The organism is Stenotrophomonas sp. YJH_SMC_65 (assembly GCF_059369475.1).
On record NZ_JCAFSR010000001.1, the window covers coordinates 363,694 to 376,220 of the forward strand.

At 68.6% G+C, this 12,527-nt stretch carries 11 protein-coding genes; 7 read left to right on the forward strand and 4 right to left on the reverse strand.

The annotated features are described in order from the left end of the window. Position 1: 1 nt before the first annotated feature. Positions 2-1,072, reverse strand: coding sequence for a tRNA epoxyqueuosine(34) reductase QueG (queG, locus tag AC5P7A_RS01640; RefSeq protein WP_032956157.1), 1,071 nt, complete (start codon positions 1,070-1,072; stop codon positions 2-4). A 23-nt stretch (positions 1,073-1,095) separates the two neighbouring features. On the opposite strand from queG, the gene AC5P7A_RS01645 reads away from it, so the two are divergent. The 6 genes from AC5P7A_RS01645 to AC5P7A_RS01670 all read left to right on the forward strand — a co-directional run bounded on the left by AC5P7A_RS01645 (position 1,096) and on the right by AC5P7A_RS01670 (position 8,667). Next, positions 1,096-2,580 (forward strand): NAD(P)H-hydrate dehydratase, encoded by a 1,485-nt coding sequence (locus AC5P7A_RS01645; protein ID WP_111205987.1) that lies wholly within the window; start codon positions 1,096-1,098, stop codon positions 2,578-2,580. After that, entirely contained in the window at positions 2,577-3,059 is a 483-nt protein-coding gene (gene tsaE, locus AC5P7A_RS01650) for a tRNA (adenosine(37)-N6)-threonylcarbamoyltransferase complex ATPase subunit type 1 TsaE (RefSeq protein WP_049405932.1), read from the forward strand. Before AC5P7A_RS01645 ends, tsaE begins: the two co-directional genes overlap by 4 nt. Before the next feature lie 82 nt (positions 3,060-3,141). Beyond that, the gene (locus AC5P7A_RS01655; protein WP_495219828.1) at positions 3,142-4,710 is read left to right on the forward strand and encodes an N-acetylmuramoyl-L-alanine amidase; all 1,569 of its coding nucleotides are present in this window, start codon (positions 3,142-3,144) and stop codon (positions 4,708-4,710) included. 146 nt (positions 4,711-4,856) lie between these two features. Next, complete coding sequence (gene mutL, locus AC5P7A_RS01660; RefSeq protein ID WP_049442405.1) at positions 4,857-6,761, forward strand: DNA mismatch repair endonuclease MutL; 1,905 nt, start codon at positions 4,857-4,859, stop codon at positions 6,759-6,761. Positions 6,762-6,772: 11 nt separating this feature from the next. Next, on the forward strand, positions 6,773-7,702 hold the full coding sequence (locus AC5P7A_RS01665; RefSeq protein ID WP_049442406.1) for a DUF1684 domain-containing protein: 930 nt from the start codon (positions 6,773-6,775) through the stop codon (positions 7,700-7,702). A gap of 2 nt (positions 7,703-7,704) precedes the next feature. Next, positions 7,705-8,667 carry a TraB/GumN family protein gene (locus AC5P7A_RS01670; RefSeq protein WP_049405938.1) on the forward strand — a complete coding sequence of 321 codons (963 nt, stop codon included), beginning with the start codon at positions 7,705-7,707 and terminating at the stop codon, positions 8,665-8,667. A 74-nt stretch (positions 8,668-8,741) separates the two neighbouring features. Here AC5P7A_RS01670 and phaR read toward each other — a convergent pair whose 3' ends face one another. The 3 genes from phaR to gluQRS all read right to left on the reverse strand — a co-directional run bounded on the left by phaR (position 8,742) and on the right by gluQRS (position 11,136). Next, a complete protein-coding gene (gene phaR, locus AC5P7A_RS01675) occupies positions 8,742-9,275 on the reverse strand; it encodes a polyhydroxyalkanoate synthesis repressor PhaR (protein ID WP_041864232.1) in 534 nt (177 codons plus the stop codon). 182 nt (positions 9,276-9,457) lie between these two features. Beyond that, positions 9,458-10,198, reverse strand: a complete 741-nt coding sequence (locus AC5P7A_RS01680) for a beta-ketoacyl-ACP reductase (RefSeq protein WP_014647808.1) — start codon at positions 10,196-10,198, stop codon at positions 9,458-9,460. Positions 10,199-10,215: 17 nt separating this feature from the next. After that, positions 10,216-11,136: a tRNA glutamyl-Q(34) synthetase GluQRS gene (gluQRS, locus tag AC5P7A_RS01685; protein ID WP_111205989.1), complete on the reverse strand. Its 921-nt coding sequence runs from the start codon at positions 11,134-11,136 to the stop codon at positions 10,216-10,218. Between the two features lie 93 nt (positions 11,137-11,229). Here gluQRS and htpX point away from each other — a divergent pair, with 93 nt between their 5' ends. Beyond that, positions 11,230-12,096, forward strand: a complete 867-nt coding sequence (gene htpX, locus AC5P7A_RS01690) for a protease HtpX (RefSeq protein WP_014647806.1) — start codon at positions 11,230-11,232, stop codon at positions 12,094-12,096. Positions 12,097-12,527 lie beyond the last annotated feature (431 nt).

Below are 12,527 nucleotides of genomic sequence, written 5' to 3' on the forward strand. Positions count from 1 at the left end.
GTCAGCGCGCCGTGTGCTGGCCCAGCGCCCACTGCACGTGTTCACGCACCAGCGGCGAGGGATCATCGACGCGGGTCTGCAACGCGGCCAATGCTTCGGCCGAGGACGGTGCGTTGCCCAGTGCCACGGCGATGTTGCGCAGCCAGCGCTCGTGCCCGCTGCGGCGGATCGGGCTGCCCTCGGTGCGGCGCAGGAACTCGGCCTCGTCCCAGGCGAACAGCTGGTCCAGGCGCGCGGTATCGAGGTTGTTGCGCGCGCGGAAATCGGCTTCGTCGGTGCGCTTGGCGAACTTGTTCCAGGGGCAGACCAGCTGGCAGTCGTCGCAGCCGTAGATGCGGTTGCCGATCAACGGACGCATGTCTTCGGGAATGGCGCCGTCGTGCTCGATGGTGAGGTAGGAAATGCAGCGCCGCGCGTCCAGCCGCTGCGGGCCGGTGATGGCCTGGGTCGGGCAGACATCGATGCAACGCGTGCAGGTGCCGCAGTGCGCCGTGGCCGGCGTGTCGATCGGCAACGGGATGTCGATGTAGATCTCGCCGATGAAGAACCATGAACCGCCATGGCGGTCGATCAGGCAGGTGTGCTTGCCGATCCAGCCGAGGCCGGCGTTGCGCGCCAGTGCGCGTTCCAGCACGGGGGCGGAATCGACGAACACGCGGTAGCCCAGTGGCGCTACTTCATCGTTGATCTGCGTCGCCAGCTTCTGCAGGCGGTTGCGCATCAGCTTGTGATAGTCGCGGCCCAGCGCGTAGCGCGCCACGTAGGCGCGGCCCGGGTCGGCCAGGGTCGCCCAGGCTTCGGTGTCGTCCTTGTGGCTGTAGTCCATGCCCACTGAAATCACGCGCACGGTGCCGGGCAGCAGCTCGGCCGGTCGCGCGCGCAAGGTGCCGTGGCGCGCCATCCAGTCCATCGTGCCGTACAGGCCCTGGCCCAGCCAGTCGGCCAGGTGCGCTTCATCCTCGCCCAGTTCGATACCAGCGATGCCGCAGCGCTGGAAGCCATGCGCACGCGCCAGTTCGCGGATGCGCTGCACGGCCTGGACCGGATCGACAGGGGTGGGGGCGGGGGACATGTGCACCAGTATAAAATCCCTGCATGGCCAACCTTGCCGATCTGTTCGATTCCGCTGCCGCGCGTGCGCTTGATGCGCAGGCCTCGGCGTTGGCCGCCGACGGCGGCTGGGGCCTGATGGCGCAGGCCGGCCAGGCCGCCTGGCAGTGCCTGCTGCAGCATTGGCCGCAGGCGCGGCGGATCGGCGTGGTGGTCGGCGCTGGCAACAATGGGGGCGATGGCCATGTGCTGGCCCGTCACGCGCTGCAGGCCGGGCGCGAGGTGACAGTGATCGCCCTGCCGGGCAGGCCGCCCTCGACCGCGCTGGCACAGCGTGCAGCATCTGAATTCAGGTCCGGCGGCGGCACCATCACCGATTTCGACGGCATGCTGCCCGAGGCCGACGTCTGGGTCGATGCCCTGTTCGGGCTGGGCTTTGATCGCGCGCCGGAGGGTACGGCGCAGGCGTTGATTACCGCGCTCAACGCGCAGACTGCGCCGGTGCTGGCGCTGGATGTTCCCAGTGGCGTCGATGCCGACCGTGGGGCGGTGCCGGGCGTAGCAGTGCGCGCTGCACTGACCCTGCAGTTCATCGTGGCGCATCGCGGGCTGTATTCCGGCGATGCGCTGGATCATTGCGGGCACAAGGTCCTGGCGCCCCTGCTGTTGCCCGCGGCGGCCTGGCAAGGCGTGGTACCCGCTGCGGAGCACTGGACGCAGGTGAGGTTGCGGGCCCTGTTGCCACCGCGCCGCGCCAATACCCACAAGGGCGAATCCGGGCACGTGCTGTGCGTCGGCGGCAACCACGGCAGCGGCGGTGCCATCGCGATGGCGGCCGAAGCCGCCTTGCGCGCGGGTGCGGGGCTGTTGAGCCTGGGCACCCGCCGCGACCACGTCGGTCCACTGCTGGCCCGGTTGCCCGAGGCCATGACCCATGCACTGGAAGATGGCGATGTGCTGCCGGCGCTGCTGGACAAGGCGAAGGTGGTGGCGATCGGGCCCGGTCTGGGCCAGGACGAATGGGCACGCGCCTTGTTTGCGCGGGTGCTGGCCAGCAACAAGCCATTGGTGGTCGATGCTGACGCCCTGAACCTGCTGGCGCAGGATCCGCGCGCGTTGCCCGATGCCATTCTCACACCGCACCCGGGCGAGGCCGCGCGCCTGCTCGGCTGCAGCACGGCTGAAATCCAGGCCGACCGCTACACCTGTGCGCACATGCTGGCCGAGCGCTTCCATGCCGTGGTGGTGCTGAAGGGCGCTGGCAGCATCGTGGCAGCGCCTGGGCAAACGCCCCGGTTGATCGCTGCCGGTAACCCAGGGATGGCCGCGGGAGGCATGGGCGACCTGCTCACCGGCATCATCGCCAGCCTGCGCGCGCAGGGCCTTGCGGCCTTCGATGCCGCGGCCGCGGGCGCGCTGCTGCATGCGCTGGCGGGCGATGCAGCTGCCGCCGATGGCGCGCGCGGCCTGCTTCCTACTGATCTGCTGGCGCCGCTGCGGCGACTGGCCAACCCGGACCTCTCCCCATGACCGAATTCTTCCTTGCCGACAGCGACGCCACCGAACTGCTCGGGCAGTGGCTGGCGGCCACCCGGCCGCCGCAGGCGCTGATCGAACTGCGCGGCGACCTGGGTGCCGGCAAGTCCACCACGGCCCGCGCGCTGCTGCGCGCGCTGGGCGTGCAGGGCGCGATCCGCAGCCCCACCTACACCCTGGTCGAGCGCTATCCGCTGGCCAGTGGCGGCGAGGCGTGGCACCTGGACCTGTATCGCATCGGCCAGGCCGGTGAGCTGGATTTCCTCGGCCTGGACGAGGGCAGCGCGGTGCTGTGGCTGGTCGAATGGCCGGAACGGGGCGCCGGCGCGCTGCCGCCGACCGACCTGGTGGTGGCGCTGGAGATCGAGGGGCAGGGACGACGCGTCCGTCTCACTGGGGCCAGCGACGTAGGACATGAATGGCTGGAACGGTTGCCGCAAGGGGGCGACTTGCAGGCCATTTCTGTCGGCTGACGAGAACAAAGACCGGCAGGTTACGGATTATTAAGGAAAAAAGTGTTGCATTCCGTTCAGCGCGGTGATTGAATCCTGAGCCATGCGCCCGGGGAACCGTCTCATCGCCATCTGTGCCGCCGTCGGACTGGGTCTGGCGAGCGTCAGTACGTGGGCGGGTGAAGTCCGACAGGTCCTGCTGAACACCGGCGCTACCGGCACCCGTGCCGAGATCTCGCTGGTCGGCAGTGGCGGCTACAAGACCCTGTCGCTGGCCGGCCCGAACCGCCTGGTGGTCGATTTCCCCGACTCCAGCGCCATACGCAACCTGAAGATGCCGGCCGCGCAGGGCGTGGTCACGGCGGTGCGTACCGGACAGCCGGTCCCGGGCACGTTCCGCGTCGTTTTCGACCTCGCCGAATCGGTGGCGCCGTTCCGCCCGCAGATGCAGCGCGAGGGCAATGAATCCAAGCTGGTGATCGAATGGCCGGGCGATGGCGCGGCCTTGGCCAGCAGCCGCCCGGCGGCGACGCCAGCCGTGCAGCCGCAGGCGCCCGCGGCGGGAGCTGCACCAGTACCGACTCCGGCCGAGAGCGCGCAGTCGCGCACCGATGCCGCGCGTGCCACGGCCCTGCTGACCGCACAGGTACAGCAGCAGGCCAGCGCCACTGCCGCCGCACCGGCCACGCCGACCCCGGCACCGACCATTGCGCCGGCCCAGGTTGCTGCGGCCGGTGTCACCGCCAGCAGCACGCCGTCGTCCTCGCCGGCCGCGATCCTCGCCGGCCAGCGCACCGCAGCGGTGGTGACCACGCCGCCGGCCACCGTGCCTACACCGGCACCGACGCCGGTGGAACCGCCGCGTCCTGTCATGCCCAGCGATGCGTCGCGTATCCGCATGCAGGCCGGCATGCGCCACCTGGTGGTGGCGATCGATCCCGGACACGGCGGCCAGGACCCGGGTGCGATCGGCCCGACCGGCAAGCGCGAGAAGGATGTCACTCTGGCAGTGGCGCGCGAGCTGGCCCGCCAGGTCAACGCCACGCCGGGCCTGAAGGCCTACCTGACGCGCGACAGCGACGTGTTCATTCCGCTGCCGATGCGTGCGCAGAAGGCGCGTGCGAACAAGGCGGACATCTTCATCTCGATCCATGCCGACGCGGCCGAAAACCGCTCGGCCACGGGCTCATCGGTCTACGTGCTGTCGACCAAGGGCGCCTCTTCGCAGCGCGCCCGCTGGCTGGCGGACAAGGAAAACGCGGCCGACCTGGTCGGTGGCGTGCGCCTGCAGCAGACCGAAGGCACCCTGGCCAACGTGCTGCTGGACCTGGCGCAGAGCGGCTACATGAAGGCGTCCGAAGACGCGGCCGGCCACGTGCTGGGCGGCCTGAAGCGGATCGGCAACAACCACAAGCCGAACATCGAGCGCGCCAACTTCGCGGTGCTGCGCACCTCGGACATGCCGGCGATGCTGGTGGAAACCGCGTTCATCTCCAATCCGGATGAAGAACGCCGCCTGATGGACCCGGCGTACCAGCGCAAGATCGCTGGCGCCGTGCTGGACGGCGTGCACACCTTCTTCAGCCGCCAGCCGCCGCCGGGGACGTTGTATGCGGCCCGCGCCCAGGCCGAGATCGACGCGGCCGGCACCATGGCCGGCGGCAGCAAGTAAGCCGCCGAAGGCGGGTTGCTGCTTTCCGTAGAGTCGAGCCGCGCTCGACTGGGCCTTGTCGGTAGCCCGCAGTCGAGCATGGCTCGACTCTATCCTCGGCAGCTCCGCTATCATCGACCCATGAAGTCTGCTGCCCATCACCTCCCATGAGCGCGCCCGGTCCGCGCCCGATCCGGCCGTTGCCGGAGATCCTCATCAACCAGATCGCCGCTGGCGAAGTGGTCGAACGGCCCGCGTCGGTGGTCAAGGAACTGGTCGAGAACGCGATCGATGCCGGCGCCAGCCGCGTCGACATCGATCTGGAAGAGGGCGGTGTGCGCCTGATCCGCATCCGTGACAATGGCAGCGGCATCGCACCGGAGCAGCTGCCGCTGGCGGTATCGCGCCACGCCACCAGCAAGATCGCCGACCTGGACGATCTGGAATCGGTGGCAACGCTGGGGTTCCGCGGTGAAGCGCTGCCTTCGATCGCCTCGGTCAGCCGCTTCACCCTGGCCTCGCGCCGCGCGCATGACGAGCACGGTTCGGCGTTGCAGATCGAAGGCGGCAAGATCGGCGAGGTGACCCCGCGCGCGCACGCGCCGGGCACCACGGTGGAAGTGCGCGAGCTGTTCTACAACGTGCCGGCGCGGCGCAAGTTCCTGCGCGCCGAGCGCACCGAACTGGGCCATATCGAAGAGTGGCTGCGTTCGCTGGCGCTGGCACGGCCGGATGTCGAGCTGCGCGTGTCGCACAACGGCAAGGCCTCGCGTCGTTACAAGCCGGGCGATCTGTATTCCGATACACGCCTTGCCGAAACGCTGGGCGAGGATTTCGCCAACCAGGCCGTGCGCGTGGACCACAGCGGTGCCGGACTGCGCCTGCATGGCTGGATCGCGCAGCCGCATTATTCGCGCGCGAGCGCCGACCAGCAGTACCTGTACGTCAACGGTCGCTCGGTGCGTGACCGCAGCGTCGCCCACGCAGTGAAGATGGCCTACGGCGATGTGCTGTACCACGGCCGCCAGCCGGCCTATGTGCTGTTCCTGGAACTGGATCCGACCCGCGTCGACGTCAACGTGCACCCTGCCAAGCACGAAGTGCGCTTCCGTGATTCGCGGCTGGTCCATGATTTCGTCTACCGCACGCTGAAGGATGCGCTGGCCGATACCCGCGCCGGCATGTCGGCGCAGGAGATCGGTGCCGGTGCTGCGCAGCCGGTGGATGCCACGGCCATGCCGATGGCATCGAGCGCAGGCGCGTCGGGCTTCGGGCTGGTGCGTGGGCCCGCGCCGGGTGCCGGCTCGGGAGGTGGTGGTGGCGGATTCTCCGGATGGCGCCCGCAGCAGCCGCTGGGCCTGCAGGTGGCCGATGCACCGGCTGCCTATGCCGCGCTGTATGCCGCACCGGCCGGCGCCGAGCGCGGTGCTGCGCTGCCGCCGATGCCGACCGAGAACGGACTGCCGGTCACCAGTGCCGACGCAGGCGTGCCGCCGCTGGGCTATGCGATCGCGCAGCTGCATGGCATCTACATCCTGGCCGAGAACGCCGAAGGCCTGATCGTGGTCGACATGCATGCGGCCCACGAACGCATCGGCTACGAGCGCCTGAAGAACGCGCACGATGGCATCGGCCTGCAGTCGCAGCCGTTGCTGGTGCCGATCACGCTGGCAGTGGGCGAGCGCGAGGCCGACACCGCCGAGAGCGAAGCTGAAACCCTGGCGGCGCTCGGCTTCGAGGTGACCCGTGCCGGCCCCGGTTCGCTGCACGTGCGCAGTATTCCGGCATTGTTGGCGCATGCCGAACCGGAAGGGCTGCTGCGCGACGTGCTGACCGACCTGCGCGAGCATGGCCAGAGCCGCCGCGTGGCCAGTGCACGCGACGAACTGCTTTCGACCATGGCCTGCCACGGCGCGGTGCGTGCCAACCGGCGCTTGACCCTGCCGGAAATGAACGCGCTGCTGCGCGACATGGAAATCACCGAACGGTCCGGCCAGTGCAACCACGGCCGACCGACCTGGGCCCGTTTTTCGCTGGCGGAGATCGACCGCTGGTTCCTGCGCGGACGTTGAGGGGAGCATCGATGCGTTATCGGGGAATGGCGGGCCTGCTGGCCGCCGTGGTGTTGGCCGCCTGCAGCCCGGCAACACCGCCGGTGCCGACGGCCGCTGAAGATCCGGCCTACGCGGCCGCGCAGCAACAATGGCGTGTAGCGCGCTACCAGGACCTGACCCGGCCCGATGGCTGGACGGCGCTGGTGGGCCTGCACTGGCTGCAGAACAAATCGCATTTCGTTGGCAGCGGCGCTACCAACGGCATCCGCCTGACGGTTGGCCCGGACAAGCTGGGCCTGCTGCGTCGCGAAGGGACGCAGTGGTGGTTCACGCCTGAAGCCGGTGTCGATGTCAGTCATGATGGCCTGCCGGTGCGCGGCCGCATCCGCGTTGACACCGACAAGGACGCGCAACCGACGCTGCTGGCCTTCGATGGCGGCAAGGGCCAGCTCAGCATCATCCGCCGGGGGCCGCGGGACGCGCTGCGGGTCAAGCATGCCGATGCGCCTGCGCGGCGTGACTTTGCCGGCCTGCAGTACTGGCCGGGCGGCGTGGACTGGCAGGTGCAGGCGCGCTTCATCGCGCACCCGCCGGGCAAGACCCTGCCGATCGTCGACATCACCGGCCTGACCACCGAGATGCCCAATGCCGGCGCGGTCGAGTTCGAACGCGATGGTCGCAGCTGGCGGCTGGAAGCGATCGGTGCGCCCGGGCAGCCGCTGTTCCTGATCTTCGCCGACCGCACCAGCGGCCGCGGCAGCTATCCGGCCGGTCGCTACCTGGATACCGATGCGCCCGCCGCAGACGGCACCGTGCGCATCGATTTCAACCATGCCTACAACCCGCCGTGCGCGTTCACCGCCTACGCCACCTGTCCGCTGGCGCCACCGGAAAACCGGCTGGACCTGCACGTGGAAGCGGGCGAGAAGGCGTACCACCTGCCTGAAGGAGAAGGCTGACCATGCCGATCAAACACCTGTTCCGTGCCGCGCTGCTGATGGCGGCGTGCGCGATGGCACCCCTGGCCACTGCCCGCGATGCGCCGGGCACCACGGCTGCGGCCGCGACCGCGGCGGCGGCCAAGCCGCCCGTACCGCTGTTGTGGAAAGTCACCGGCCCGGGCGATGCACGCGTGTACCTGCTGGGGTCGTTCCACCTGCTGAAGCCGCAGGACTACCCGCTGTCGCCCGATGTCGAGCAGGCGTTCGAGGCCTCGCAGCGGGTGGTGTTCGAGCTGTCGCCGGAAGACATGCAGTCGCCGCAGCTGGCCAGCCGCATGGTGCAGGCCGCGACCCGCACCGATGGCAGCGAGCTGAAGCGTGATCTGGATGCGCCGACCTGGCAGAAGCTGCAGGCCTTTGCTGCCCAGAACCAGCTGCCGCTGGCGCAGATGCAGGGCATGAAGGCCTGGTTTGTCGGCCTGAGCATTTCGGTCGGGCAGATGCAGAAACTGGGCCTGGACCCGGCGCTGGGCCTGGACCGCCACTTCATGGAGCGTGCGCAGAAGACCGGCCGCAAGACGGCGGGCCTGGAGGACATCGATACCCAGATCGGCATGCTTGACGGGATGACGGTGCAGGAGCAGCGGCAGATGCTGGCCGAAGCGCTGGACCAGGCCGGCAAGGCCGATGAGCAGGCGCGGCTGCTGCATGATGCATGGCGTCGCGGCGACGAGCGCCTGCTGTGGACCAAGATGGCGGCGGAGATGCGCCAGCAGTATCCGCAGCTGTACCAGCGCATCAACACCGGGCGCAACGATGCCTGGGTGCCGAAGCTGCAGCCGTACCTGCAGGCCGGGCAGGGCGGTACGCTGGTGGTGGTCGGCACGCTGCACCTGCTGGGCAGTGATGGCGTGGTCGAGAAGCTGAAGGCCAAGGGCTACAAGGTCGAGCGCGTGTGCACGGGGTGCAAGGCGAAACGCTGACGCATCGTTGGCGCGATGCCAAACAGAACGGCGCGCCAGGGGCGCGCCGTTTTCGTATCAGCCGTAGCTGCCGTTCAGCGGCGGGTCTTGCCGCCGGTGCCGGTGCCCGGTTCGCCGGGCTTGTTGCCGGTGCCGGTTCCCGTTCCGGTACCGCCGGGGCGCGGGCCACCGAAACCGCTGCCCATGCTGCGCTGGAATTCCTGCCACAACTCCAGGTTGCGCTCGGTCAGCTGGTTCATCATCGCCCACGGGGTCTGGCCCAGCAGGTTGCCCATCTGCTGGCGGAACTGCTGCTGCTGGTCGAGGAAGACCTGCATGCTGCGCTCCAGATAGTTGCCCATGAAGCCCTGCAGGGAATCGCCGTAGAAGCGGATCAGCTGGCTCAGCAGCTGGGTGGACAGCATCGGCTCGCCGTCCTGTTCCTGGTCGGCGATGATCTGCAGCAGGACCGATCGAGTGAGGTCGTCGCCGCTCTTGGCGTCGCGGACTTCGAAGTCTTCACCATCCAGGATCAGCTGGCGCACGTCCTCGATGGTGATGTAGCTGGAGATCTCGGTGTCGTAGAGACGGCGGTTCGGATACTTCTTGATGATGCGGGTCGCAGCCATGAAGCGGTACTCGTCACAGTAGACGCGCAGCATGGCGCAGTGCAGCAGCGGTTGCAACCGCCCCAGCCCCCGCCAGGCTTGGCTTTCAGGGGCGATCATGTTGCGCAACAAGGGTTTGCGTGCTGCGCAGCATGACCATCGGCAGGGGCCGCCGGTGCATGCCGCGGCGCCCCCTGCGCGGCTCACCAGCCCATGTGGTGTCCGCCGTTGATGTCCAGGTTGCTGCCGGTGATCCACGAGGCTTCCTCGGCCACCAGGAAGGACACGCCATAGGCGATTTCTTCCGGCTTGCCGAGGCGTCCGGTCGGGATGTCGGCGATGATCTTGGCGCGCACGTCCTCCGGAACCGCCATCACCATGTCGGTGGCGACGTAGCCGGGCGAAATGGTGTTGACAGTGATGCCGAAGCCGGCGTTCTCGCGGGCCAGCGAGATGGTGAAGCCGTGCATGCCGGCCTTGGCCGCAGCGTAGTTGGCCTGGCCGTACTGGCCCTTCAGGCCGTTGATCGAGCTGATCTGGATGACCCGGCCCCAGCCGCGGCGGCGCATGCCCTCGATGACCGGCCGGGTGACGTTGAACACCGAGTTGAGATTGGTGTTGATCACATCGTGCCACTGGTCCGCGCGCATGCGGTGGAAGGTGGTGTCACGGGTGATGCCGGCGTTGTTGACCAGGATCTCGACCGGGCCCAGCTCGGCCTCGACGGCGCGCACGAGTGCTTCGGCGCTGTCCGGATCGGAGACATCGCCCGGGAAGATCGCCACGTGGTAGCCGCGCTCGGTCATCGCCTGCTGCCAGGCGCGGGCCTTGGCCTCGTCGCGGTAGTTGGTGGCGACCCGGTGGCCCTGGTCGGCCAGGCGTTGGCAGATGGCGGTACCGATGCCGCCGGTTCCGCCGGTGACCAGTGCGACGCGAGATGTCATGGAGTGCTGTCCGGGTATCAGGTGGGGGAAGGGGGATTCTGCAACATCGGCGCGGAAAGTGCGCCGGCCGGCAACAGGATGTCGGTCCGCGGCAGCCGCGCCGGGTCGAACGCCCGTTGCGCAGCCTCCAGCAGCGCATCCCGCTCATCGGCGCCGTCCAGTGCGGCAGGCGCCTGGCCCAGCAGCTGCCAGAGCGCGCGCAATACCGGCACCGGCCGCGTGCTGTCCACCGGCAGCGACGCCAGCGACTTGGACAGTTTGTGCCCCGGTGCATCGAGCAGCAGCGGCAGGTGCCAGTAGCGTGGCACGGCCAGGCCCAGCGCCTGCTGCAGCAGGATCTGCCGCGCGGTGGAATCGAGCAGGTCGGCGCCGCGCACCACTTCGGTCACGCCCTGTTCGGCGTCATCGACCACCACGGCCAACTGGTAGGCCCAGCAGCCATCTGCACGGCGCAGCACGAAGTCGCCAACCTCGGCATGCACGTCCTGGTGCTGCGGCCCGCGCAGGCCATCATTGAAGTGCACGATGCTGCCGCGTGGCACGCGGAAGCGGACGGCAGGGTCCGGTCGTGGCTGTCGCGCAACGCAGCGGTGGTGGATGCCGCCGCTGGCGGCCAGTTCGCTGCGGCTGCAGTGGCAGACAAAGGCCAGATCGCTGGCCAGCAGCACGTCGAGCGCGGCCTGGTAGGCCTCCCCGCGCGCGCTCTGCCACAGGACCGGGCCGTCATGGGTGAGGCCGAAGGCGGCCAGCGCCTGCAGTTGTGCCTCCGCGGCGCCAGGCACCGTGCGCGGCGGATCGACGTCTTCAATGCGCAGCCGCCACAGGCCGCCGTGATGGCGGGCGAGCAGCCAGCTGCCGAAGGCGGCAAGCAGGGATCCGGGGTGGAGCAGGCCGGTCGGCGAGGGCGCGAAGCGGCCGCAGGAAATGGGGGAGGTCATGCTGGCTGAATCGTCGGTCAGGTTGGCGCTTGAATTCAAGCTGACCACACCGCAAATTGACTGGTATCGACCCCTTCCGAGCCGGATTTTCCCATGTTTACCCGCATTGCCCTGTTCCTGGCGACCAACTTCGCGGTCCTGATCCTCGCCAGCATCGTGATGTCGTTGCTGGGGGTCAATCCGAGCCAGATGAGTGGCCTGCTGGTCATGGCCGCGATCTTCGGCTTCGGTGGCTCCTTCATCTCGCTGCTGCTGTCCAAGTGGATGGCCAAGCGCTCCACCGGTGCGGTGGTGATCACCGAGCCGCGCAACCAGACCGAGCGCTGGCTGCTGGCCACCGTCGAGCGGCAGGCCAAGGCGGCCGGCATCGGCATGCCCGAAGTGGCGGTCTATGACGGCCCGGAGATCAATGCCTTCGCCACCGGTGCCAACCGCAACAACGCGCTGGTGGCGGTGTCCACCGGCCTGCTGCACAACATGAGTGAAGACGAGGCCGAAGCGGTGCTGGGCCACGAGATCGCCCACGTCGCCAACGGTGACATGATCACCATGGCACTGCTGCAGGGCGTGTTGAACACCTTCGTGATCGTGCTGGCCCGCGTGGTCGGCGGCATCATCGACAGCGCGCTGTCGGGCAACCGCGAAGGCGGCGGCCGCGGCTTCGCCTACTACATCATCGTGTTCGTGCTGGAGATGGTGTTCGGCCTGTTCGCCACGATGATCTCGATGTGGTTCTCGCGCCACCGCGAGTTCCGTGCCGATGCGGGTGGTGCCTCGCTGGCGGGCCGCCAGAAGATGATCGCCGCGCTGGAGCGCCTGCAGCTGAACCACGGCCAGAGCACGCTGCCGACCCAGATTGCCGCCTTCGGCATTTCCGGTTCGACGGCCAAGAAGCTGTTCATGAGCCACCCGCCGCTGGAAGAGCGCATCGCCGCGCTGCGGGCGTCGACGGCGGCGTAAGCCACCGCTCCACGGTAGTGCAGGAACGCCTGGCCCCGCGCCGGGCGTTTTTGTTTGCGCGATGCATTGCTGATGCCGGATCGTGCCCGGCGGATCGTTTCCGCGCCTGCGGGGAGGTGTCACTTTCTTTGCTCGTGCAAAGAAAGTAACCAAAGAAACACGCCGCCGGGGCGCGAGCCGTCGCTGCGCGACGGTTCCCTGTGCTTCTCGGCGAATCAGGGGACGGCGCCGAACTCGCTGCGCTCAGACACCGGCGCCTCTTCGCCCCTGATTCCCCTGCGATGCTCGGCTCGCTCAAGGCGGACTGGAAGATCAAGATCAAGATCAAGAACAACAGCATCCACACGTGGCGTGGATTTACTGGGTGCAGCTGTGGCATTTGACCTTGGGTCCGCCTTGAGCGAGCCGAGCACCGCAGGTCCGGCGAGGGC

Bases quoted from the DNA above. Each gene is read 5' to 3' on its own strand.
- mutL (WP_049442405.1), top strand. From the start codon at position 4,857: ATGAGCGCGCCCGGTCCGCGCCCGATCCGGCCGTTGCCGGAGATCCTC.
- AC5P7A_RS01680 (WP_014647808.1), bottom strand. From the start codon at position 10,198: ATGACATCTCGCGTCGCACTGGTCACCGGCGGAACCGGCGGCATCGGT.
- gluQRS (WP_111205989.1), bottom strand. From the start codon at position 11,136: ATGACCTCCCCCATTTCCTGCGGCCGCTTCGCGCCCTCGCCGACCGGC.
- tsaE (WP_049405932.1), top strand. From the start codon at position 2,577: ATGACCGAATTCTTCCTTGCCGACAGCGACGCCACCGAACTGCTCGGG.
- AC5P7A_RS01645 (WP_111205987.1), top strand. From the start codon at position 1,096: ATGGCCAACCTTGCCGATCTGTTCGATTCCGCTGCCGCGCGTGCGCTT.
- htpX (WP_014647806.1), top strand. From the start codon at position 11,230: ATGTTTACCCGCATTGCCCTGTTCCTGGCGACCAACTTCGCGGTCCTG.
- AC5P7A_RS01655 (WP_495219828.1), top strand. From the start codon at position 3,142: ATGCGCCCGGGGAACCGTCTCATCGCCATCTGTGCCGCCGTCGGACTG.
- AC5P7A_RS01670 (WP_049405938.1), top strand. From the start codon at position 7,705: ATGCCGATCAAACACCTGTTCCGTGCCGCGCTGCTGATGGCGGCGTGC.
- AC5P7A_RS01665 (WP_049442406.1), top strand. From the start codon at position 6,773: ATGCGTTATCGGGGAATGGCGGGCCTGCTGGCCGCCGTGGTGTTGGCC.
- queG (WP_032956157.1), bottom strand. From the start codon at position 1,072: ATGTCCCCCGCCCCCACCCCTGTCGATCCGGTCCAGGCCGTGCAGCGC.
- phaR (WP_041864232.1), bottom strand. From the start codon at position 9,275: ATGGCTGCGACCCGCATCATCAAGAAGTATCCGAACCGCCGTCTCTAC.